This window comes from Pseudomonas sp. FYR_7 (assembly GCF_043106155.1).
In the GTDB taxonomy this organism is placed as follows: domain Bacteria; phylum Pseudomonadota; class Gammaproteobacteria; order Pseudomonadales; family Pseudomonadaceae; genus Aquipseudomonas; species Aquipseudomonas parafulva_B.
Genome location: NZ_JBICMI010000013.1, coordinates 115139 through 134203, shown reverse-complemented (window position 1 = coordinate 134203; position 19065 = coordinate 115139). Strand labels below are relative to the sequence as shown.

Annotated in this window: 25 protein-coding genes; 3 read left to right on the top strand and 22 right to left on the bottom strand. The window is 61.3% G+C overall.

Annotated elements, in window-relative coordinates; all coding sequences use genetic code 11:
* Positions 1-126: 126 nt before the first annotated feature.
* Positions 127-603, top strand: coding sequence for a hypothetical protein (locus ACF8R3_RS02940; protein WP_392514908.1), 477 nt, complete (start codon positions 127-129; stop codon positions 601-603).
* 263 nt (positions 604-866) lie between these two features.
* On the opposite strand, the gene ACF8R3_RS02935 is transcribed toward ACF8R3_RS02940, so the two are convergent.
* From ACF8R3_RS02935 to ACF8R3_RS02845, 19 genes are all read right to left on the bottom strand, one after another.
* On the bottom strand, positions 867-1622 hold the full coding sequence (locus ACF8R3_RS02935) for a C40 family peptidase (RefSeq protein WP_392514906.1): 756 nt from the start codon (positions 1620-1622) through the stop codon (positions 867-869).
* Between the two features lie 2 nt (positions 1623-1624).
* Positions 1625-2374, bottom strand: coding sequence for a phage minor tail protein L (locus ACF8R3_RS02930; RefSeq protein ID WP_392514904.1), 750 nt, complete (start codon positions 2372-2374; stop codon positions 1625-1627).
* 9 nt (positions 2375-2383) lie between these two features.
* Positions 2384-2722, bottom strand: coding sequence for a phage tail protein (locus tag ACF8R3_RS02925; protein WP_392514902.1), 339 nt, complete (start codon positions 2720-2722; stop codon positions 2384-2386).
* Positions 2723-2724: 2 nt separating this feature from the next.
* On the bottom strand, positions 2725-6393 hold the full coding sequence (locus tag ACF8R3_RS02920; RefSeq protein WP_392514900.1) for a phage tail tape measure protein: 3669 nt from the start codon (positions 6391-6393) through the stop codon (positions 2725-2727).
* Positions 6394-6396: 3 nt separating this feature from the next.
* On the bottom strand, positions 6397-6693 hold the full coding sequence (locus ACF8R3_RS02915; RefSeq protein WP_392514898.1) for a DUF1799 domain-containing protein: 297 nt from the start codon (positions 6691-6693) through the stop codon (positions 6397-6399).
* Positions 6694-6710: 17 nt separating this feature from the next.
* Entirely contained in the window at positions 6711-7091 is a 381-nt protein-coding gene (locus ACF8R3_RS02910; RefSeq protein ID WP_392514897.1) for a phage tail assembly chaperone, read from the bottom strand.
* A 9-nt stretch (positions 7092-7100) separates the two neighbouring features.
* Positions 7101-7760 (bottom strand): phage tail protein, encoded by a 660-nt coding sequence (locus tag ACF8R3_RS02905; protein ID WP_392514895.1) that lies wholly within the window; start codon positions 7758-7760, stop codon positions 7101-7103.
* A 36-nt stretch (positions 7761-7796) separates the two neighbouring features.
* Positions 7797-8225 carry a phage tail terminator-like protein gene (locus ACF8R3_RS02900; protein ID WP_197843759.1) on the bottom strand — a complete coding sequence of 143 codons (429 nt, stop codon included), beginning with the start codon at positions 8223-8225 and terminating at the stop codon, positions 7797-7799.
* Positions 8222-8896: a hypothetical protein gene (locus tag ACF8R3_RS02895; RefSeq protein WP_392514892.1), complete on the bottom strand. Its 675-nt coding sequence runs from the start codon at positions 8894-8896 to the stop codon at positions 8222-8224. The genes ACF8R3_RS02900 and ACF8R3_RS02895 overlap by 4 nt, the downstream gene beginning before the upstream one ends.
* A 1-nt stretch (position 8897) precedes the next feature.
* A complete protein-coding gene (locus ACF8R3_RS02890) occupies positions 8898-9290 on the bottom strand; it encodes a hypothetical protein (RefSeq protein WP_392514891.1) in 393 nt (130 codons plus the stop codon).
* A 3-nt stretch (positions 9291-9293) separates the two neighbouring features.
* Positions 9294-9671, bottom strand: a complete 378-nt coding sequence (locus tag ACF8R3_RS02885; RefSeq protein ID WP_392514889.1) for a hypothetical protein — start codon at positions 9669-9671, stop codon at positions 9294-9296.
* Positions 9672-9674: 3 nt separating this feature from the next.
* On the bottom strand, positions 9675-9980 hold the full coding sequence (locus ACF8R3_RS02880) for a HeH/LEM domain-containing protein (RefSeq protein WP_392514887.1): 306 nt from the start codon (positions 9978-9980) through the stop codon (positions 9675-9677).
* A gap of 46 nt (positions 9981-10026) precedes the next feature.
* The gene (locus tag ACF8R3_RS02875; protein ID WP_392514885.1) at positions 10027-11004 is read right to left on the bottom strand and encodes a major capsid protein; all 978 of its coding nucleotides are present in this window, start codon (positions 11002-11004) and stop codon (positions 10027-10029) included.
* Between the two features lie 3 nt (positions 11005-11007).
* Entirely contained in the window at positions 11008-11781 is a 774-nt protein-coding gene (locus ACF8R3_RS02870; protein WP_392514884.1) for a hypothetical protein, read from the bottom strand.
* A gap of 112 nt (positions 11782-11893) precedes the next feature.
* Entirely contained in the window at positions 11894-12955 is a 1062-nt protein-coding gene (locus ACF8R3_RS02865) for a minor capsid protein (RefSeq protein WP_392514882.1), read from the bottom strand.
* A complete protein-coding gene (locus tag ACF8R3_RS02860; protein ID WP_392514880.1) occupies positions 12906-14366 on the bottom strand; it encodes a DUF4055 domain-containing protein in 1461 nt (486 codons plus the stop codon). The genes ACF8R3_RS02865 and ACF8R3_RS02860 overlap by 50 nt, the downstream gene beginning before the upstream one ends.
* A complete protein-coding gene (locus tag ACF8R3_RS02855) occupies positions 14366-15694 on the bottom strand; it encodes a terminase (RefSeq protein ID WP_392514879.1) in 1329 nt (442 codons plus the stop codon). The genes ACF8R3_RS02860 and ACF8R3_RS02855 overlap by 1 nt, the downstream gene beginning before the upstream one ends.
* Positions 15669-16145 (bottom strand): DUF2280 domain-containing protein, encoded by a 477-nt coding sequence (locus tag ACF8R3_RS02850; protein WP_392514877.1) that lies wholly within the window; start codon positions 16143-16145, stop codon positions 15669-15671. The genes ACF8R3_RS02855 and ACF8R3_RS02850 overlap by 26 nt, the downstream gene beginning before the upstream one ends.
* A gap of 31 nt (positions 16146-16176) precedes the next feature.
* Positions 16177-16785, bottom strand: coding sequence for a putative metallopeptidase (locus tag ACF8R3_RS02845; RefSeq protein WP_392514875.1), 609 nt, complete (start codon positions 16783-16785; stop codon positions 16177-16179).
* A gap of 181 nt (positions 16786-16966) precedes the next feature.
* On the opposite strand from ACF8R3_RS02845, the gene ACF8R3_RS02840 reads away from it, so the two are divergent.
* On the top strand, positions 16967-17326 hold the full coding sequence (locus tag ACF8R3_RS02840) for a hypothetical protein (RefSeq protein WP_392514873.1): 360 nt from the start codon (positions 16967-16969) through the stop codon (positions 17324-17326).
* A 7-nt stretch (positions 17327-17333) separates the two neighbouring features.
* Here the strand turns inward: ACF8R3_RS02840 and ACF8R3_RS02835 are convergent, their stop codons facing one another.
* Both ACF8R3_RS02835 and ACF8R3_RS02830 read right to left on the bottom strand, forming a co-directional pair.
* On the bottom strand, positions 17334-17651 hold the full coding sequence (locus ACF8R3_RS02835) for a hypothetical protein (protein WP_392514872.1): 318 nt from the start codon (positions 17649-17651) through the stop codon (positions 17334-17336).
* On the bottom strand, positions 17651-18022 hold the full coding sequence (locus ACF8R3_RS02830; protein ID WP_028634947.1) for a hypothetical protein: 372 nt from the start codon (positions 18020-18022) through the stop codon (positions 17651-17653). The genes ACF8R3_RS02835 and ACF8R3_RS02830 overlap by 1 nt, the downstream gene beginning before the upstream one ends.
* Positions 18023-18205: 183 nt before the next feature.
* Between ACF8R3_RS02830 and ACF8R3_RS02825 the strand changes: the two genes are divergently transcribed.
* Entirely contained in the window at positions 18206-18424 is a 219-nt protein-coding gene (locus ACF8R3_RS02825) for a hypothetical protein (protein WP_392514870.1), read from the top strand.
* An 87-nt stretch (positions 18425-18511) separates the two neighbouring features.
* Here ACF8R3_RS02825 and ACF8R3_RS02820 read toward each other — a convergent pair whose 3' ends face one another.
* A complete protein-coding gene (locus tag ACF8R3_RS02820) occupies positions 18512-19021 on the bottom strand; it encodes an acyloxyacyl hydrolase (RefSeq protein WP_392514868.1) in 510 nt (169 codons plus the stop codon).
* Between the last annotated feature and the right edge of the window lie 44 nt (positions 19022-19065).

Below are 19065 nucleotides of genomic sequence, written 5' to 3'. Positions count from 1 at the left end.
TCCTGTCTACCCGTCCACCCTGGACGCATCCCCAGTAACCGCCCAGCACCCTGCCGTAGTAGCGTTGTGCCTCCCAACGAACCGCCCCGGTCCGTTGCCGGAAAAATGCAATCTCTAGGAACTGAGATGATCGATTACAGCATACCCGCCAATGTGCAGTTCGTACCTGTGCGTTTTATGAACGACGCCGGCAGCGTCTCAGACACGCCTCCTGGTCGGCCCGTGGTAAAAGCGGTCTTGAGAAACGATCCAAATCACGGGAAAAGCACCCTGCCGGTCCCAACAAATTCCAAGATCGTCTATGCGTTACTGGATACCGGCGCAGACAATAATTACGCCACCCCAGCCTACATAGCCGCGGCCGCCTGTCCGCAGCTAGGAACCTCTACTGTTCATGGCGGCACTTCATCAGCACCTTCAACCCACTACCTAGCACACATTTTTTTTCCTGAGCTTCAACTGCAAATTGAAACCGACATTTTTTCGGCTCAGCTTGGTAACAGCCCGGCGACCGAGCACATGGTGATCGGCATGCTTTCAATCGTATGTGGCAGACTTGTGCTGGACTTCAAGCAAGGTATTTATCGCCTTTACTTGGGCTGACGACGATGCGCGCAGTGATCGCCACAAGGGCGGGCGCTCCTGGGTCCATTGCGTAGCTGGTCAAATCAGCAAATAGCAACTCTCGTGGATCCCATGGCCCATCTTGTCGCAACGGAACGACCTCTCTGTCGTCCCAATCGAGTGCAGCCAGCGACTTCAATGGCGCGACTCTAGCTCCAGGGTCGATCCTAGTCTCGAGTTGGCTCACCGCCACTGAATCAGCCTTCGTGCTGCCCATGTGCTTCTCCATGCGGCAAGCCGCGTCATTTGGCGTCCCGATGACGCAATACGAGGTGCGTGCGGTCGAGCCAAGGCCCCCCGAACACGATAATTTCCGATGGTCGCCCCAGCAGGTGATGCAACATGAATGGACCCGGCCCGAAGACCTCTGCGCTCTCGCCTGGCAGTTGCGGGTCGGCGCCCAGATAGATCCCAGCATGGTTTGGATGGGCGGTGCGGCCCACCGCCATGACGATTAAGTCACCACGCTGCGGCTCGCTCACCGGGTAGAAGCCAGCGGCTTCATAGGCTTGCTCGTACAGGCTCGGTCCGTGAGCATTCTCCCACCAGCCCTCTTCCCGGGCGTAGGCGGGAAACTCCAGTCCCCATTCACGCTTGTACCAGTCAGCACAGGTTTGCCAGCAGTCCCAGGCACCGTGCACGAACGGGCGACCGAGCAGCGGCGTGCTTCCGGTGGGCGTGATCGTGCGCAGGTCACCCTCCGGCCAAGACAAGATGTACCAGGGCAGGCCCGTAGCTTCGCACATGGCCAAGTCCCGCGGGGACGGCCTGCTGGTGGCGTCCGGGTGTGAGTGGACAATGCCGATCACCTCGCCCAAGTCTTCCGCCTCAGCGTACTGCTCTGGTGCAATCCTGAATTCTTCAGTCGGATCGTTGGATGCGTTGGAGCATGGGTGATAGACCTGCCTTCGGCCAACCTGCAGCATCAGGCCGCAGCACTCACGCGGGTATTCAGCCGCTGCGTGCGCCTGCACGGCGGCGAGAATGTGTTTGCGCATGGTCAGCTCCGGGCGATCAGCGAGACGGCAGGGAAGCCGCCGAAGGGAAGTTCGTTGCCCTGGCCATGCCGGACGGTGCAGCCGGTGTCCAGGCAGCCATTGCACTGGTCCTTTGCCGGGTCCGAGGTCGGGTTTCCATCCATGTCGTAGTAGGGCCCGGTGTAGCCACAGTTCGGACCCCGGTACCCTGCCGTCATCGCCCAATGGCATAGCTGGGTCATCTGGCGCCCAATCGTCTCACCACCCACATCACCCGGGCTTGCAAGCTCCCAAGCTACAGTCGTGCCGCTTTCGGAAACTTTCTGGTCGATGTACCAGACTTCGATCGCCTCCTCTGCCGGATCTGCGGAGGGGTTGCCGCCGGGAAAGTTCGCAGCGTCCAGGTACTCGGCGAAGGTGTGTCGCATGGTCAGCTTGAACTCAAGCAGGTTGTCGAAGGCTAAGCACAGCGCCGTGATCCGGCCACTGACGTTACCCACGCTGAACGTCGGCCGCACCGCAGTGCCGTCGGAGTTCGCCTCGATGCCTTCAATCTGCACTGGCCAGGCGCTGTACTCGTTGCCCTGCCACCAGATGGACTTGGCCTGCAGCTGGTCGGCATTGGCGCCGGCTGCTCGCAGCTCCTCAGGGGTATGAGGAATCGCATGGCCATGGAAGCGCAGGGTGTCGGCGCCGAAGTCCGAACCGTCGAGTTCGAACAGCAGTACCTCGTTGCCAGGCTCCAGGGTCTGGATGTCCTTGATCAGTGACATGCTGGTTCCTTATGGGTGAAAAGCCCGCTCGAGGGTGGCGGTCACTTTGAAACGTCCACCACCCACCGGGGTAGGCTTGGGGTCTTTGCAGGTGAATAAGCCAAGATCCCCGAGCGGCGTGGTCCACAGAAAAGCCTTAGCCCCGCCGTGCCTGTCGAAAAACTCCATGACTTTGAGTACTTGGGCCTTCGTGCCGGTGACGGTGATGGGGTAGCTGTCTTCCTTGTTGTTGGGCCCGTCACCGACCACCTGTCGGTACCCGCCCCCAAACCGCGACTCGCGCACGCGGTAGTTAATTTCCGGAGCGCTGCCGCGCTCTGTTGGCCAAGCGAATCTCTCGATAGCCATACTCACCGCCCCTTAGCATTTCGGTAGCTTGTCCCGCCTGGACGCCAAGAGTCGGCAACAGCCTTCTCGGCAGCTGTCTTCATTTGCATCTGCAGGTTTCTCTGCAGAGCATCTTGATCGAGCTGCATCCCATTGCTACCCCGATCCTCAATGGTGACCGTCACAGGCGCTGACAGGTTGAGGTTCAGGCCGCTCCTGCTACCTGCGCTCTGAAGGGCGGACTTGGGCGCAACTGAATCCACGTAACCCCCATCGGCGTACCCCCTGGTGTTCAGCGTCTCCAAGTAGTCGCGCATGCCAGGCTGGTTCACGACTTCGCGGCGAAGCACGAACTCCCCGCCATGCACAATGCCGGCTGGATCGTACTTGCCACCATCGCCTGTGTAGCCACCGTCAGAGAACCCATAGGCAGATGAGTAACCGGCTTGGGAAGCGCCGAGGTTGGAGGACACAGCGCCTGCCGAACCCGCCTCCATACCGTTGCCGGTACCGCCTCCGAAATAGGCCGACGCGGCCGATATGCCGAGATTGACCAAGCCGCCAAGCAGGCTTGACGTGGCCTGGCGCGCTGCAATGCGAGCCATATCTGCCAAGACGGACTTGGTGAAGTCTGCGAACGAGAATTTGCCAGTCATGGCGAAATTCACGACCGCATCCTCCATTGACCCAAACGCGTCAGTGAACAGCGACTTGGTCTGCCCGGCGATGTCGCGGGATTGGTCGAGGTAGTTCTGAAGCGCGGACTTGGCACCGCTCTCCCAGCTGCCCTGGGCTTCGGTGATCTTGTCGTAGTTGTCGACCACGGTTTCCCGATACCGGTTCTCGGCCTGGCTGAGGATGGTCAGGTCGCGTTCGTAGTCGCCTTGGGAGTACTTGTCAGGGGCTGTGCGCCGGCGATCAAGCAGACGAGCTCGCTCGTCGTTGAAGCGGTCAGTCGCGCCGTCCAAGTTGCTTTGCAGGCCGGCGTCCCGGTCACCTAGGCTCAAGCTGCTGGCGGCGCGAGTGCCGGATGTCGCCAGCGCCTCGCGCTGCCTCTCAAGCTGATCGGTGTAGGCTTGGACCGCGACCTTCTGCTTAGCCAGACGGCCCTCTTCGTTAGTGGCCAGCACGGCCAGCTCTGAGTCGGCGTCCTTCTGTGCCTTGACCATCGCAGCACGGGCGTCGGCAATTTTCTGGTCGAGCTGGATTCGCTGCTGAGCGTTGGTCGTGCTGCGACCCCTGGCCTGTTCAAGCGCTGCTATCTGATTTTCGTAAATATGCGCGACGTCAGCGGCCTGCTGCTCAACGATCGCTACGCGCTGGGAGGCGTACGACTCCTCCGAAACCATGCCTGCTTTCTGTGCTGCGTCCAGTTCCTTTTGGTGGTTTTTGTACTCCGCTACGATCGCGCTGAGAGCGTTTTTTTGATCGTTGAATGCGGACAGGTCGACCTCGCCGGTGCGCCCCTTCGGATCCTTGAATTTCTGATTGATGTTGGCGATGTTGTTCGCAACCACATCCGAGTTCAAACGGGCATCGTTCGGATCAGCCTTCCTAATCGCCTCAAGATCCCGGCGATATTTTTTGACTTCCTCTTTACGTTTTTCCTCGTTGGTCCAAGCGGATTTGGTGAGCGCGTCGACGCGCGTCATCGCGGAGATGGCGTCCTTTTGGGACTTGGCCTGCTCTGCATCGTACTTTGCCAAATCCGCTTCGGCCGTAAGTTTGTCCTGCAAAAAAGCCTTTTCGTCCCGCAGAATTGTCAGCGTTCTCTCGCGGTTACGGGACAGGCCGAAACCACCGGCCTCGGTCATCGCAATGCGGCGATCCAAGTCAGCGATCTGATCAGCTGTGGTCGCGACCCTGCCAATATTGAGTAGGCCGTCAACGGCGTTCGAGGCGGTATCTTTGACCTTCTTCCAGGCTCTCTCGATAGAGCCAAGGTTTTCAGTGATCTCACCAGTTCGCTTGTCGATGGTCTCGGCGTAAGTTTCGGTCAGCAAATTCGCTGCCTCTACAGTTTCGCCTTGATCCTTGAGCGCGACGATCTGCGAGTAAACCGAGGCAGTCAAGAAATGGTACTGGTCGTCGAGTTCTTTGGCGGCCTTGACCGGGTCATCCGCGATCTTCATAAACTCTGCCACAGTGGCATCGATGGAGCGCCCAGTCGCATCCTCCATGGCAGTCGCGGCATTCGCGATGAGCTCAAAACTCTCGCTCGCGATTTTGCCACTGCTGGCTAACTTGGCCAGCACTTCGGCAGCAGCTCCGACTGTGCCATTGACGTCACTGACCCGACGGGTCATATCGCCCAAAGCGCTCGCCGTCGTTCCCGCATAGTTACCAGTCAAGATAAGAGCCTGGTTGTACTTATCGGCCTCCTTGCTGCCCTGGCTGTACCCGTAAATCAAAGCGCCAATTGCTGCTGCCGCTGCGAGCGCTGAGGCGACAATCGCTCCGAAGCCCAGCGTCAAAGGCGGAGATGCGGCCCCCAGAGCTGACGCCGCCTCTTTGGCGTTCTTCGCTGCGTCCGCCGCGGTATTGGCGCCTTCGGCCATATCCCCTAGGCTTTCGCCGGCTGCATCAGCACCTTCAGCGGCCGCCTTGCCGCCCTCGCCCAGCGCGCCCAACGCTTCGCTGACTGAACCAACTCCTCCCCCGATACCCAGCACAGATCGGATTTTTTCACCCAGCACATCCAGAGTCGGGCCAATACCGCCGAACGAATCGACGATCTGTCCACCTTGCTGGATGAGCACCAGTAGCGGGTTTTGGCCCCCGGCCAAGCTGGTGAAGATGTCAGTGAACTGCGCGGGCAATTGGCGTAACGCAGCGGCAGTTTGTCCTGCAGAAACACCCGTATTGCGAACACCTTCGTCGAAGTCGCCAAGCTTTTGTCGAGCAGCCTCGATGCGGGTGTTGTACTCGCGAAACGTCTCATCATCCAGCAGCTTGGCGTCTTTGAATTGACGCAGTTGCGCCTGTTGCTGATCGAGTTTGTCCAGCGCTGCGACAACTGGGTTGATGCGGCCGAGCAGCTCTTGCAGCCCCTCAGCTTGCAGCCCGTTGGTTGCTGCTGCTTGGCGAGCAGCTTCGGCGAGCCGGTCTTCAGTTTCCAACAGCGCGCGGCCGCGGGCGTTGATCTCGCCCTGGTAGGCGGCCCAGTTGGTCGCCGACGATTGAGCGCCTTCCATGGCCGTACCGGCCTTGGCCACGCTGGCGGCCAGGCTCTGGTGGTATTCGCTGGCCTCAAGTGAGGCCTTTGCCATGGCCTCGAGCCGGGCTCGACGCTCATCGGCCGATTCGGCAGCACGGCCCTCTGCCTGGCTTACAGCATCCGTCGCGCTCGTAAGCGTGGCCTGGGCCTGGCCTGCCTGATCTGTGGCAGACCGAAACGCGGTCATGCTCGCTGCGGCGCTGACGAATGCCGCAGACGCCGAAGTAACAGCGCTGCCGACCGTCGCCATCTGCTGGGCCATTTCGCCCTGCCTAGCATTGAGGGCTTGCAGCTCTTGTACGATCTGGCGCGTATCCCCGCGCATACCTGTCAGCGCGGCTTCCCATGCCCCGCCAGCTTTGCCGGCAGACTCCTCCGTGCGCTTGCCTGCATCTGTGAGCTGATCAAGGTCAGACGCGGCGCTGACGGCATCACCCGAGTCGACCTTGATCCCAAGTTCGGCAATGTTGGTCATGATCTACTCCAGGGATTCGGCCATGACGGCCAGTGCTTCGACTTCGAGGATGCGAAGATCGGGAAAAATGTCGGGGAGCTCGCGGCGCTTGATGCCGAGCATTGAGGACGTTGAGGGGATGGCGGCGTAATCCAGACCAGAAGCCCCACCCTGGCCAAGGCGCCACTGCGTGCTCATTGCCTCGAATAGGCGCAATGCTGGCCATGCATCCGGCCATACCTCGACCTCTTCGCCTGGCACGTCCGCCAGGCTCAGGCCCAGCGCACCCAGTTGCTCGGCGGTGGGGCCACGCTCATACATGGCCCGCGCCGCCGCCCTCAGTTTCCCAGGCGGGCCGGGGCGTAGGCTGCTTGATAGGCGTCGATCACGGCCTTCGGGGCGCCGGTGCAGGTCAGCACCAGCTGGCGCACCGTCTCGTCGGTGTACTCGTCCTGCAAGCCCCAGCCGTGCACGATCTCCTTGATCTGGTCGGCCTGCAGCTGCACCTCGCTGCGGGTGACCTCGGCCCAGGTTGCGCCCTCCTTGGCCTGGTCGGCCAGCAACTCGCGGGCTTGGTTCCAGCGATCGAACATCTCCGCCAGCGCCAAGCGGTCGAAGTAGCGGAATTCGAACTTCACTTCGACCGGCTCGGCGCCGACGCGCGGCAACAGCACTGCGGCGCTGAACGTGGGGTTCTGCGCAATCTTGATCTTCGCCATGAGGGTTCCTTACGCGACCTGGATGTAACGCAGTGGACGGCCCGACAGGGCCACGTTGATGGTGCGGGTCATCAGGCTGTTGCGCTCCATGGTTGGAGTGCTGGAGATGCTGACATAGCCCGGGTAAAGGATCTGGTCGCCGTTCGGGAGCTTGAGGCGCAGCACGGTCAGCGACTTGGTGTCGCCATAGCCCTCGACCAGTGCGACGTAGGCGGCGGTTGGCTGATCCTCGACGGTGATCGCCAGATTGATCGGGTTGCGGTTGGTGGGGAACTGGCGGTCGTCGTCGTCCTCCAGATAACCCACGGTCAGGTACTGCTGTTCGCCGCCGGACGAGGTGAAAGCGGTCACCTTGGAGATCTGCGCCCAGTTGCTTACCGGGAGCACCGAGCCCACGCCGGCGCCGGCGGTGTACTTGTCGGCGTTGGTGGTGTTGAGCCCGCCCATGGAGAATTTGTCAGTCCCCACGTTGGAGGCGCGGACCGCGCGGTCGTTGATCAGCGACCAGCCCGAGTTGACCACCAGCACGTCGCCGTTCTTGATGGTGTGGCCGGCGGCGGTGGCCACCGGTGGTGCGGCATTGGTCAGCGCGGTGTAAGCGACGGCGTTGCCGAGAGATGCGGCGATCTCCAGTACGGAGCCGTTCGGCAGCGGGAAGCGTGCGGCCATGGTGTATTCCTCTTGGTGGCCCGCCGGGCGGCGGTGTTATGCCCCTGCGGGCGGTTGGTCCGCGATGCCGCGGTAGATGAAGCTGGTCGGAACGCTGTAGGTCGCCGACTCGGTGATGGTGGGCCCCTGCTCGACTGGCTCGGTGATCAGGCCTACAAAGCCATTGCAGCTCAGCGGAGAGTCAGCCCGGAAGATGCTCGACAGGTCGTCGACCAGCAGCTCCGCAGTTATCAGTGCCTGTCCAGCTGGGCACACGATGCTCACTTGGTAGACGCCGGTGTACTCGTAGGCCTCGCCGTCCAGGTAGTTACACACGGTGCTGCCCGGCAGCAGGTAGGCGCGAAGGTAGGTCTCTCCAGGTTCGGCCTCGAATCCTTCTTCGAAGTTGGCCACCCGAATCGGGCGCGCCGCGGCCCAGGCCATCAGCTTGATTTCGATCGCTTGGCGGGCTCTGGCCTGACTCATACGCGGTTGCTCCGGATGGCTTGGTCGACGATGCGCTGGAAGTTGGCCAGGGTGACTCGGACCATACCGGCTGGCGCCTGGGTTGAGTGGCCGTATTCCAGCGGCACCGCGTAGGACAGGTTGTTCACGATGTAGGCCGTCTGGCCGATGGTCAGAGCCTGTACCTGGCTGATGAGCGCGGCTATGGCTTCGCTGCCCGACGGGTCGATGCGGTCCAGTTCTTCGGTTGACGGCGAGTCGATGGAGAACTGCCAGTTACCCCGGAAGCGGCCGCCGACGTAGCCCTGGCCGGATACCAGGCCATTGACGTAAAAGTTCTGGTCACGCTCGGTCTTGGTAAGCGGCTTGGCGTAGCGCACGCCCCGCCTTAGGTTGCCCGACTTGGTGAAGTTGCTCGGATTCTGGTTGATGGCCTCATTGCGCGCTGCGACCTTGGCGTCGTAGCGGTCAGCCTCAGCAGTACGGGCTTCTCGGTGCGCGAGGTTGGCCGCCCAGATCTCCGGGTTACCCACCGGAGACATGCGGATTACGCTGCTGCCAATCTCGATCACGATCTCGCGAAAGGTGGCGTCCAGCGCTTCCTGTGCTTGCTCGGCGAATGCGCGGATGCTCTCGGCGAACCCACCCTCAAGCCCGCCATAGCGCTGGGTCATATGTGATCCGCGGGGCATGTCACTTCCTCAATTGGACGGTCCAGGTAGCCTTGGCTGGGTCTTCGGAGACGTTGAGCGTCCGAAACCCGCTGATCAGGTCACCGATCTTCAGTTCTGCCGCGATGGCGGTCACCGCATCGGCCTGCCCTTCGAACAATTCGTTCTGCAGCACCAGGAGCTTCACGTCCTGGGTCTGGATACGTGAGCCGTCGATCTCCTTGGCTAGATAGCTCCCAAAGACACCGCGGCCCGTGTAGTGAAGCGTGGATGCCGGCACCGTGCCGCCGATGGCAGGGTCGTAGCCGCCCTTGATGGAGCGCGATCCCTCCACTGGGCGAACTGCATCAGCGAGTCCGTCGGGGTCGTCAAAGGCCTCGGCAAGCTCAGCCTGTATATCTTCACGCATACCCATGGCCTAGACCCTCTTGAGCATCACGGTGCCCTGGCGGCGGGTCCAGGGCGCGATCAGGTCCAGCGCATAGTACTCGGCGCTCGAGCGCGCGACGGAGCCTGCCGCGTAGGTCTTGCTGGTCGACGTTCCGGACTGGGCCGATACGGTCTTGCTCTGCACCTCGCGCTCGGTGTCCTTGTAGAGCTCGCCGGCCGCAGCCAGCTTGGCCGCCTGGACCCCAGCGGATTTGATGGCGTCCGGCACTGCCTCGGGCACCGAGCGCTTGATCTTGGCCGTGAGCCAAGCGTTGGCCATGGCCACTGCAAGGACCGCATCACCGGCGCTAGCCCAGCCCTGCCCGAGCGCCTCATCGACGTCAGCAACGGTGATGAAGTCGGTCATCGGTCACTCCTGCGGGATCAGGGCTTGCAGGTCAGGCTTCTTCGCGCTGGCGTCGAACTCGATACCCTTCGCGGTGAGCCATTCCTTCAGCTCGGGGACGTTCATCTTGTGCGGGTCGGTCTCAGACTGGTCGCCCCCGGATTGCTCGCCGACCTTGATACCGGCCGCCTCGTAGGCCTCGACAATATCGGGCGCGTCACCCTCGATCACAACCTGTGTGGCTCCGTCGATGACTCCGAAGAACTGGCTCAGGAGTCGATAGCAAACGCCGCGCTCACGGCCGGGCTTGTCGGTGTAGATGACTTTCATGGTGGTCTCCTGCGCAGGGCGCTAGGTCAGCGCCCCGCCTGGCGGGTCAAGGGGTGGCGGTGCCGCTGATGACGGCGGCGAACGGTACCTGCTTGCGGTCGAATACTCGCTCCCAGTTCGCGGCGCTGGCGTACTGGGTGGCATTCGGGCTCAGGTTCAGGTTGTTGCTGCCCTTCCAGCTGAAACCGGCGGGCTGCAGGATGAAGGTCTTGCGCTCCCACAGAACCTCGGCGCCGCCACCGTTACCGCCATCAGGCTTGCGCTGCATCTCGACGGGAGTGTGAGGGGTGCCTTCGCCGTAGCCGAATGCGCCCTGGCCGAAGAAGACCGACAGGAACTGGCCAGACGCGTAGGTCAGGCTGTCGTCCATGAATACCGGCTTGCCGAGGTATGTAGCCAGGATGATCTTGCCAGTGGAATCGCGCAGGTACTCGATCAGGTCCTGCTTGACCATCTGGTTCATGACGACCGAGTGCACGCCGATAGCGCCGAACATGTCAGCCGCGTCGCCGGCGGTGAAAGCCGCATCCTGGAACGCGGAGGCGCTGATACTGGCACCGGCATCCTTGACCATGTCACCACCGTCGTTGGCGATGTTCGAGGCGATGATGCCTCGTGCAGCACCGAGCAGGTAGCGCTGCCACTGACGGGTCCAGTACGTGCCGAAGCGGTTGCGGATGTGCTGCATCGGCTCGCTATTGGCCAGTTCGGCCGTGAGGTCAGCGACACCGTAGCCCTTGTTGAGGTACAGCGTGCGCGCGCGCATGCTGCCTTGCTCGGCCTTGCCGACCTCGCCCAGGTCATCCGGGTTGTCGTTCGAGATGTTCGGCGCTTCGTCGGCATCGAGGTCCTGCCAGTAGCTGATCTCGGAGGTGCCCTGGCCGTTGTTGGCGATGTTGTCCAGCGTCGGCGAGCGGGTCACGATGCCCGATTCGAAGACGGCGGTTTTTTCGGGGGTGTTCACCGGCGCCAACGCGCCGTAGTAGTCGCGGACGAAGATGTCCGACAGCTGGGTAGTTGCCATGGATTAGGTTCCTTGGGTGGCTTGGAGTCGCTTGAACGCTTCAGGGTTGTCTCGAGCCAGCGCGGCGCGCTCTTGCTCGGAGTACTCGCCCCATTTCTTCGTGGCCTTGCCACCGTTGTCCCCGGTCTGTCCGGCACCCTGAGCCCTTGGCCACAGGTGGGTAGCGGTTTCGCGCAGCGATTCCGCCCATTCGAGGGGAGACAGCGGGGTCTTGCCGTCCTTCCCGTACACGACTTCGCCGGCACGGTCGGTGGCAACGGGCTCGCCGTCTTCGCTCAATTTGAAGGTGCCGCGGGCGCGAAGGATGATGTCCTCGGCAGCCTCGGGTAGCGCGCCAGCCTTGATGGCGGCAGCGCGGATGGAGTCAGCCAGTACCTTGTCGCTGTACTTGGCAGCAAAGGCCTCGGCCTTGTCGGCACGCTCGTTCGCAGCTTTGACCTGCTTGTCCAGGTCGGTGCGAAGGCGCTCGGTCCGGCGGCTGATGACCTCGTCCAGCTTGCCCTCGGCGATCAGCTTGGTTTCTTCGTCCTGGCCGGCCTTGGCCAGCAGGCCTTTGACGGCTTCGATGTCCAGGCCGTCGAACTGGCCTTTCAGCTTGTCCAGTTCGGTCTTGATGGTCTTGTTTGAGCCGATCAGCTCGGCATTCTTGGATTTGAGGCCCGAGACCTCCCCGTCCAGGAATTTCTGTACCTCGCCACCGAGCGCTGCCTTCAGCGCGGCAGTTTGGGTTTCGTCGAGGGTGAGACCGTGGGCGGCCGGGTCGAAGTCAAAAGGCATGTGGCTATCCCCTGGGGACTGAGTAGGCCCGCCTGGCGGGCAGAAAAAGGCCCCGCAATGCGAGGCCGTAGTTCGCGCCACGAAATCGTGGCTAGGTGTTTTGTGACGCGGGTCAGTTAAGACCAGCCCTCTCGAACGCCAACGGCTCCAGCTCCTTGAGCTGATCGAGCGTCAGCGGCTTGAAGTTCTTGTCCAACTGCAGCGAGGCGAAACGCTCAGCCGTGAGACCTCCGTCTCGGAACAGCTTTGCGCGCACCGGTCCCAGCGCAGCGTCCTGGAACGCCGGTGGCTGCGTTTTCAGCCACTGGTAGTAGCTGAGGCTGGCGGAGACCTGCGCGCCGCCAGCAGCACCCACGGAGGCGCGTGTCGCACCCTGCGCGAATGCCGCCGACAGCTTAGTGATTGGCGTGATGGTCGTGCGGCAGTTGATGTGGAACGGCGGCACCGGCCCCTTCCCTATCTCGAACTCACGCCCGTCAAGGCTTTTGCACTGCTGGCTGGTCTTCCGGTCGAGGGTGGCCACGATACGGTAGCCCGGAACGAGTTCGGCGTTGGCGGCGAGCGTCTCCATGCGTGCCGTCGCGGACACGTGCTGCACGGCGGTGTGCACAACCGACCTGGCGTTGCGGTTACTGACCGCCAGCACGCCATCGGTGAAGTTCTGCGCGGCAGTACCCCGAATGGATCGAGTGATTTCCGCATTGGTCTGGCCCTGGACGACGCCGAGTCGGATGGCATTGGTCACGCGAGTGGACTCAGTGCGCGTCCAGCCGCTCAGGAAGGGCTTCAGCAGCGTACCGCCGTCGATTCCAGCGACCTGTAGAGGCTGCGTGTTGATCGCCGCCCGGATCAGCGAGTCTGTCGGCATGATCGCGTCGATGAGCAGCGCCTTTGAGAGGCTCCGGCCCTCGAACGCGGCCAGGTACAGCGCGATGTCCACTAGATCGACCTGCATGCGATCGCCGAACGCCTGGTAGATGCCCAGCAGCTTGCCGCCAACTCGACCCAGGAACTCCTCAAGCCGGGTTCGGCTGTAGGTCGTGAGCTCCTTACGGGTCAGCTGGTCCCGCACTTGGGTATCCACCTGGCGCAGGACTGTCTCGAACTTCTTCACCTCGCCCGCTTTAAGCCGCTCCAGCAGCACCGCGTGCCGACTGACCTGTTCCAGCAGCATCTCGTCCGCTGTTTGCGTCGGTTTCGTCGCCATCGTCTTTGTCCAAGTTGATGCCGGCTGACTCGCGCTCGTCGCTGATCAGCTCGGCCTCTTCGTCGTAGGCCCGCTCGGGCAGCTTGCCGGTGGTGAGGTACTGCCAGTAGGTCTCGGCGCTGATCGTGCCGACCATGACGCTCTTCTGTAGCTCGGCCAGCACCTGGGCGTTGACCTCTGGGATCACAAACTCCGGCTTGACCGTGAAGACCACGTCGTCCGGGTTGTAGCCAGTCCACTCGGCGGCGTACCGCAAGGCCTGCTCAATGGCTGCCGCTGCGGTGATGACGATGCTGTGCAGCGTGGCATGCTGATCGTTCTGGCGCGTCTTGCGCGCCTCGCCCGACTCGGTACCGGACACGTCCATGACCTTGGCGCCAGCCTCTAGTGCTGCGCTCTTCTGGTCAGACATGGCAGTTCGGACAGCCTCAACGCCTGCCCCTTGGAACTCCAGATAGCCACACTGACCCTTGGGACCCAGATCCCAGGCTGCAGACGGCCCGGTCACACTGAGCTCCACGCTTTCGTCCAGGCCAGACACCCACGGCTGTGGATGGCTGGTCTGGTGCAGAGCGGTGAAGTAGTCAGCGCTGAGCTGGTACGACTTCAGCGCAGCCCTGGCCATGGTCAGCAGCGGGATCTCGTCCACGTCCGGTGAGTTGTCGGTCGAGCCGCAGTAGATGACCGGGATGTACTCGAGCCCACGCACCAGCTGGTTGCCGGCGCCAACGGTGCCAAGGGGGCGCTCATCCTCAATGAGCTCGCCTGCTTCGTTACGAACCGCCGTGTAGCAGACTTGACCCTGCATGAAGAACTCACGGTAGACCGTCTGGCACTCATGGCTGTAGCGGTCCTCCGCCTTCTTGCGGAACTCGCGGAATACGGCCAGCACGAGATCCTGGCGCCCGCCTTGATCGGCGGTATCCCAGTTAATGCCGTTCCGAGCAGCATAGGTTGCAAAGTAAGGCTGGCCCTTATCGTCCACGTTGACCACCAGCGGCACACGGCCGTGGGAGATGGTCTGCCGAACGATGCGCAGGAATAGTTGAGTCAGGCCGAACCCGTCAGCGGTGGCGTTCTCTTCGACGCCCTTGAGCCCACTGGGCAGCTTCACCTCAGGAATGAGCCGGGAGACCAGGCCCATCATCGAGCGCAGCGAATCGCGCACCCAATGCTCGTACTGGGCCCGTGCCGTGTAGTTCTGATAGAGATAGGCATTGCCCTGGCCATCCAGCTTTTCAGCCTCGACCATGCCGCTTGGCTTGGGCAGGTTGCGTGGACTGCCCTTGATGGCGCACTCGCCTTCCAGAGCATCGTCCATCATCCGCCACTCTTCGATGTGAGCGTCGTACTCTGGATTAGTGGATTGAACAGGCATTACGCCAAACCTCCGATGCGGCGGGTGCCGGCGGACTGAGTCTTGATCGGGAACCGCTTGGCGATGAAATAGCCCGCGGCGTCGTTCATGTGGTCGTGACCCTTCTTCGGGTCTTTGTCCGGCTCGCCTTTATCCGTGTAAGTCTGGCGCTCCAGGCACTGTGTAAGCTGCGGACACTGGTCAATATTGACCTTGAGGCGGCGCTCTCCGTAGGTGTTCAGGAACATGGAGTTGACCGCGTTGATGCGGTCCTTTACGCCAGGGTTCTGCGAATCGACCACAACGGTGAAGCCGGCTTTCTTGAGCAAGGACAGGTCTGATTCACTGGCATTCTTGCTGCTGGTGTTCTGTCCACTGGCATCTGGATACACAGAGATGCCATGCCCATGGAATCGCGCCTTGATCTTCTCGATCATCTCCGGCGTGTCACGCACCGAGTGGAATTCGTCTAGCGCCAGAGGCAGGCCGTCACGCACGACGTACACCACCGCGGCCATCTTCATGACGTTGAAGTCCATGCCGATGTGTAGGGCCTCGCCTGGCTCAATGCGCGAGCTGGTCCGGCACTCATTCCGATCGAAGGTGTAGTAGACGACACCCGCGTAATTCTCGAACCCGGCCTCGTATTCCTGGCGGAACGTGCGCGGGTCCATCTTGCGACGGGCTGCGTCCAGCTCCTCGGCCGGGACGTTGCCACCCTGCAGCGATGTGTACTGCCAGCTCTTGTGGTCAGGCTCACCGCCTGGCTGCCCATCGCGATAGGTGTCGTAGCAGTGGTTGAAACCCTTCGGAGTGCCGATCCGCAGCGCATGTCCGCCCTTCCTCGACTTGCCTGTCTGGGAAATCGTGTACTGGCAGGTGGAAAGCATTGGCCTGAGCACTTCTTCCCAGGCTGCCCACGGGCAGTCGGCCCACTCATCCACCAGGACGAAGAAAAGACCCGAGCCCCGCAGGTTGTCGTAGTTGTCGAGACCGACCACACGCATGATGTGGCCGGACTTGAGCGTGATAGAGCATTCGGTCTCGTTTGGGCGGGTCGCGCGCCAGGCCTCAGGTATCGCCTGCTTCAGCCTGCGCCAGAATACTCGCTTGGCCTGCTTGAACGTCGGCGCGCCATACCAGATCTCGTCCTCGACGCTGACGCCCCACTCAGCAGCCAGCCGAGCCGCGCGGCGCATCTCTGCCTTGCCGAGGAAGGTCTTGCCGAATCGACGCCCGCACACCGCATCACGGAAGCGCGCCTCTGGTTGAAAGCCCCAGCAGTAGATGTTCGCCTGCTTGGGCGTCAGCTTAACCGGTGGGTCATAGGTGCGGGGTAGTCGGGACATTCTCGTCTGGCTCCAGCGTGTACTCAGCAACGGCGTGCTGCTGGTCCGCCTGGGAGCCCAGGGGCTTGTCGGGTTCGATCTTGCGGTTAACGTACATGTCGCCACATTCCTTGGCTGCCTGCTCGTACAGCTGGGCCGTCAGCGCCAAGTTGCGCATGTTCTCGGCCTTCTCGGCCATCCGCCCCAGGCCGCGAAGGCGGTAGGCGCGGTTGGCTATTGGAATGTCTGCCGTTTCTTCACGAAAGCGCTTTCGGCACTCATGGAACAGGTCAGCCCACTTCTGGGCCAGCCCCCTGCCTGCATACTTGGTGGGGTCATGCGACTCGCACTGCTGGCGACTCACCTCGACCCCGAATTCCTTCTTGACGGCCTCCACCACCTGGCTGGGTGAATCGAAGCAGGCCAGAGCCTGAACAATGAAGGCTTTGACCTCGCTTCGTAGTGCTGCCATTGGTTTGTCATCCGTCAAAACCTGTCAAAAATCAGGCCGACTTGAGCAGGCAGGTTCCGCAGGCCCTCGCAATGTTGATCTTGGCCACCTCAGGCGACCGGTTTGCAGCGTCGATCAGCTGCTGTACGTCGTCGCTGGCACCGTAGCGCCTCACCACTCCGACGAACTCTTCAACGTCGTGCCCGCGCATCTCCAGCTTGGGCACGCCGTACTGGGTGAACTTGGGTGCACCATACTGATCAGTCGCCTGGGCGATGTGATACAGCTCGTGTTCAACCAGGGCGCAGAACTCAGCGTCGGTGCACTGGGCGCAGTAGTCGGCTGCCAGGGTGATGAGGAACTGCGGCTCTTCGCCGAACCACTCGCGCATCTGCTGCTCTTGGCGGGCCTTCTGCCATCCGCCAGCGCGGAACATGAGCTGCTCTGCCTGGCCGAGAACCACCCTTCCCTGCTTGGCGAAGCCAGTCGACGCCCACAGCACGCCGATGTGGGCGTCGATCAAGTGGGCATGCTCGGGGTTATGGATGCTGCCGGTAGCGGCAAGGATCTCACTCTCTATCCACTCCCAGACTTCAGGGGCCGGAAGAAGGGCGAGCGATGGCGAATTGAGTAGATCGCCTGGTGGAACAGGTTGACGCATGACATACCCCCCTCGACGAGAACCCACATTTGAGGGCTGACTAACTCAGACGCTCAACGCTCGCACTCAATTTGCAGAACCATCATTGTGCTAGCATCTCAAGCCCTTCACAGGCGTGACCACGACAATGATTTGCCTCACCAGACATAGTTGGCCTCCGACAGCGACGATCGTTAACTTCATGGATAGCGATGAAGCCGTCATTCTGATTTTGGATACAGCGTCCGCAGTCCAGATTGCTAACGATCAATGGGAAGCCTATGGAAGCTTTCCTAAACGGCTGCCAACAAATCACGCCACACTGACACGCACGGGAGAGCTTTGGATTCCGATGGTCCACGTCAATTGGGATGGCACGCCGGAGTTCAGCGATGGTAGGCATCGCACTCTCACCCTGCACAATCTCGGCTACACAACAGTTCCGGTACTAGCGAGTCGCAAGACGGCAGACGCCCTGCAGCATATTTGGGGAAGTATCAGCGTAGCCCGTGCGGAATATCAGTTTCCCGAAAGCCAAGTTACGACTTTCATAGGTCGATAGTCTTGGACTAAGGCGCGACCCTATTCAGGGCCTCATCAGCTTTGTCAGCGGCCTGGGTGGCAGTGGTCGCGGCCCTGGACGCCTTGGTCGCGGCGCTCTCGGCCTTACTGGTCAACTCATCGAGGCGCTTATCCCTCTCCGCCATGGCCGCGTCATAGGCCTGGCGGATCTCATCCACCTGATGGGCCTGGGTGCTCGCCATGGCCCAGTAGGCCGACTGCCAACCCAGCACCGCGCCACCTGCGATCAGCAGGCCGGCGATGATCCAGACCTCTGCGCGACGCCACCAGCGCCGGGCAATGAATTCAAGTGCGCATCTGTCCATCACGACATACCTCCGAGCTTGGTGCGCAGGCGGGCGATCTCTTCGCTTTGCAGCGATACGCGCTCAGTGAGCTGGCCGACTTGACTGGTCAGCGCCTCGATCTTTCCTTCCATGCGCCCAACAGTAGCAGCAAGGTCGTTGCGCTCCTTGGCGAACTGATCAGCCCGGGCTTCTGCGAGCTTGCGTGCCTCGCGTTCCGAGTCGAGCAGTTCGTTCAGGCGACGCACCGTGCCGATATCGGCGTTATCCATCGCTCGATCTGCCGCGTCTTTCGATAGGAACTTGCGCAGCCAAAGGAAGCCGCCCAGCAGGACGGTGCCCGTACCACCCAGCCAGGTGGCTGTGCCTGGGCCGAGGTCGGTCGGGTCCATCAATTTCTCCTGAAGGGAACGAGCTGCGACGAACGTCGAGGCCGATTACTCTATTGTGTCGTACAAGCGCGACTTGATGTCACACTACAAGATCGATGTTTCTGTCCTACCAGGAGTGCCACAGTGCCCAGGTCTCGAAGCCACTATGAAACAACGCTGCGCCTCTATCAGGCGGAAGCAGAGATGGCCTACATCCTTGATGTGTTTGGAGATCATCTAGCAAAGACGCACCTACTGCCGCCAGACCTGTACGGCATGTCAGCAGTGAATTATTACTTGATGCAGAAGCACAACTGGACCAAATCGCAGCTCGAGCAAATGAGCTCTGAAGAGAAGCGATTTGCATTAAGTGCCGAGCTAACCGGCTACAGACTCCCGCCTGAAGCTCAATTCGACAGCTGAAGTGAGATGAACTCGCAGAACAGGTGGCGAACCCTATCAAAAGGCGAAAAAAAGCCCGCACTAGACGGGCAAGGGAGGGTCCGTAAATTAGATCCGATGGCTATAGAACAGCGAGTATGACTCGATGCCGTCGTTCGGTTGCTTGATACCAGCGTTGGAATAGTGGATCGCTCGGATACCGACCTTTTGCGTTTCGCCAATCTTCAGGCCTGCACCAATGCGGTCCTCGAAGTTGAAAGCCGAGCCGAACTCCTGGTCACCTGCAGTGGTGCCCGAGAACACTGCGAGCCCAATCCCCGCTTCGATGAAAGGCTTGATGTTACCGCTGCCAAATTCATAAACGAACACAGGGGCGAAGGACAGCGAATGGGCTCCACCAGAAGCGTCTCCAGCTTCCCAATAGGTGTAGCCAGCATCCCAGTACCCGGTTAAGCGGCCGGTGCTGCTCTCAAACCAGCTCTTGTCCCAGTTGAAGCCCACAGCTGCGCGAGCGGTCAAGCCGCCCTGACTAGTCGCACCGATTGCGCCAGATAGATCAGCAGCATGTGCACCGGTAGCCAAAATGGAGAACAGCGCAGCAGCGATGATTTTTTTCATGATCACGGAATCCTGATGGTTTTTCTTAGCAAGCTATCAGAAGC

Bases quoted from the DNA above. Each gene is read 5' to 3' on its own strand.
- ACF8R3_RS02940 (WP_392514908.1), top strand. From the start codon at position 127: ATGATCGATTACAGCATACCCGCCAATGTGCAGTTCGTACCTGTGCGT.
- ACF8R3_RS02935 (WP_392514906.1), bottom strand. From the start codon at position 1,622: ATGCGCAAACACATTCTCGCCGCCGTGCAGGCGCACGCAGCGGCTGAA.
- ACF8R3_RS02930 (WP_392514904.1), bottom strand. From the start codon at position 2,374: ATGTCACTGATCAAGGACATCCAGACCCTGGAGCCTGGCAACGAGGTA.
- ACF8R3_RS02925 (WP_392514902.1), bottom strand. From the start codon at position 2,722: ATGGCTATCGAGAGATTCGCTTGGCCAACAGAGCGCGGCAGCGCTCCG.
- ACF8R3_RS02920 (WP_392514900.1), bottom strand. From the start codon at position 6,393: ATGACCAACATTGCCGAACTTGGGATCAAGGTCGACTCGGGTGATGCC.
- ACF8R3_RS02915 (WP_392514898.1), bottom strand. From the start codon at position 6,693: ATGTATGAGCGTGGCCCCACCGCCGAGCAACTGGGTGCGCTGGGCCTG.
- ACF8R3_RS02910 (WP_392514897.1), bottom strand. From the start codon at position 7,091: ATGGCGAAGATCAAGATTGCGCAGAACCCCACGTTCAGCGCCGCAGTG.
- ACF8R3_RS02905 (WP_392514895.1), bottom strand. From the start codon at position 7,760: ATGGCCGCACGCTTCCCGCTGCCGAACGGCTCCGTACTGGAGATCGCC.
- ACF8R3_RS02900 (WP_197843759.1), bottom strand. From the start codon at position 8,225: ATGAGTCAGGCCAGAGCCCGCCAAGCGATCGAAATCAAGCTGATGGCC.
- ACF8R3_RS02895 (WP_392514892.1), bottom strand. From the start codon at position 8,896: ATGCCCCGCGGATCACATATGACCCAGCGCTATGGCGGGCTTGAGGGT.
- ACF8R3_RS02890 (WP_392514891.1), bottom strand. From the start codon at position 9,290: ATGGGTATGCGTGAAGATATACAGGCTGAGCTTGCCGAGGCCTTTGAC.
- ACF8R3_RS02885 (WP_392514889.1), bottom strand. From the start codon at position 9,671: ATGACCGACTTCATCACCGTTGCTGACGTCGATGAGGCGCTCGGGCAG.
- ACF8R3_RS02880 (WP_392514887.1), bottom strand. From the start codon at position 9,980: ATGAAAGTCATCTACACCGACAAGCCCGGCCGTGAGCGCGGCGTTTGC.
- ACF8R3_RS02875 (WP_392514885.1), bottom strand. From the start codon at position 11,004: ATGGCAACTACCCAGCTGTCGGACATCTTCGTCCGCGACTACTACGGC.
- ACF8R3_RS02870 (WP_392514884.1), bottom strand. From the start codon at position 11,781: ATGCCTTTTGACTTCGACCCGGCCGCCCACGGTCTCACCCTCGACGAA.
- ACF8R3_RS02865 (WP_392514882.1), bottom strand. From the start codon at position 12,955: ATGCTGCTGGAACAGGTCAGTCGGCACGCGGTGCTGCTGGAGCGGCTT.
- ACF8R3_RS02860 (WP_392514880.1), bottom strand. From the start codon at position 14,366: ATGCCTGTTCAATCCACTAATCCAGAGTACGACGCTCACATCGAAGAG.
- ACF8R3_RS02855 (WP_392514879.1), bottom strand. From the start codon at position 15,694: ATGTCCCGACTACCCCGCACCTATGACCCACCGGTTAAGCTGACGCCC.
- ACF8R3_RS02850 (WP_392514877.1), bottom strand. From the start codon at position 16,145: ATGGCAGCACTACGAAGCGAGGTCAAAGCCTTCATTGTTCAGGCTCTG.
- ACF8R3_RS02845 (WP_392514875.1), bottom strand. From the start codon at position 16,785: ATGCGTCAACCTGTTCCACCAGGCGATCTACTCAATTCGCCATCGCTC.
- ACF8R3_RS02840 (WP_392514873.1), top strand. From the start codon at position 16,967: ATGGATAGCGATGAAGCCGTCATTCTGATTTTGGATACAGCGTCCGCA.
- ACF8R3_RS02835 (WP_392514872.1), bottom strand. From the start codon at position 17,651: ATGGACAGATGCGCACTTGAATTCATTGCCCGGCGCTGGTGGCGTCGC.
- ACF8R3_RS02830 (WP_028634947.1), bottom strand. From the start codon at position 18,022: ATGGACCCGACCGACCTCGGCCCAGGCACAGCCACCTGGCTGGGTGGT.
- ACF8R3_RS02825 (WP_392514870.1), top strand. From the start codon at position 18,206: ATGGCCTACATCCTTGATGTGTTTGGAGATCATCTAGCAAAGACGCAC.
- ACF8R3_RS02820 (WP_392514868.1), bottom strand. From the start codon at position 19,021: ATGAAAAAAATCATCGCTGCTGCGCTGTTCTCCATTTTGGCTACCGGT.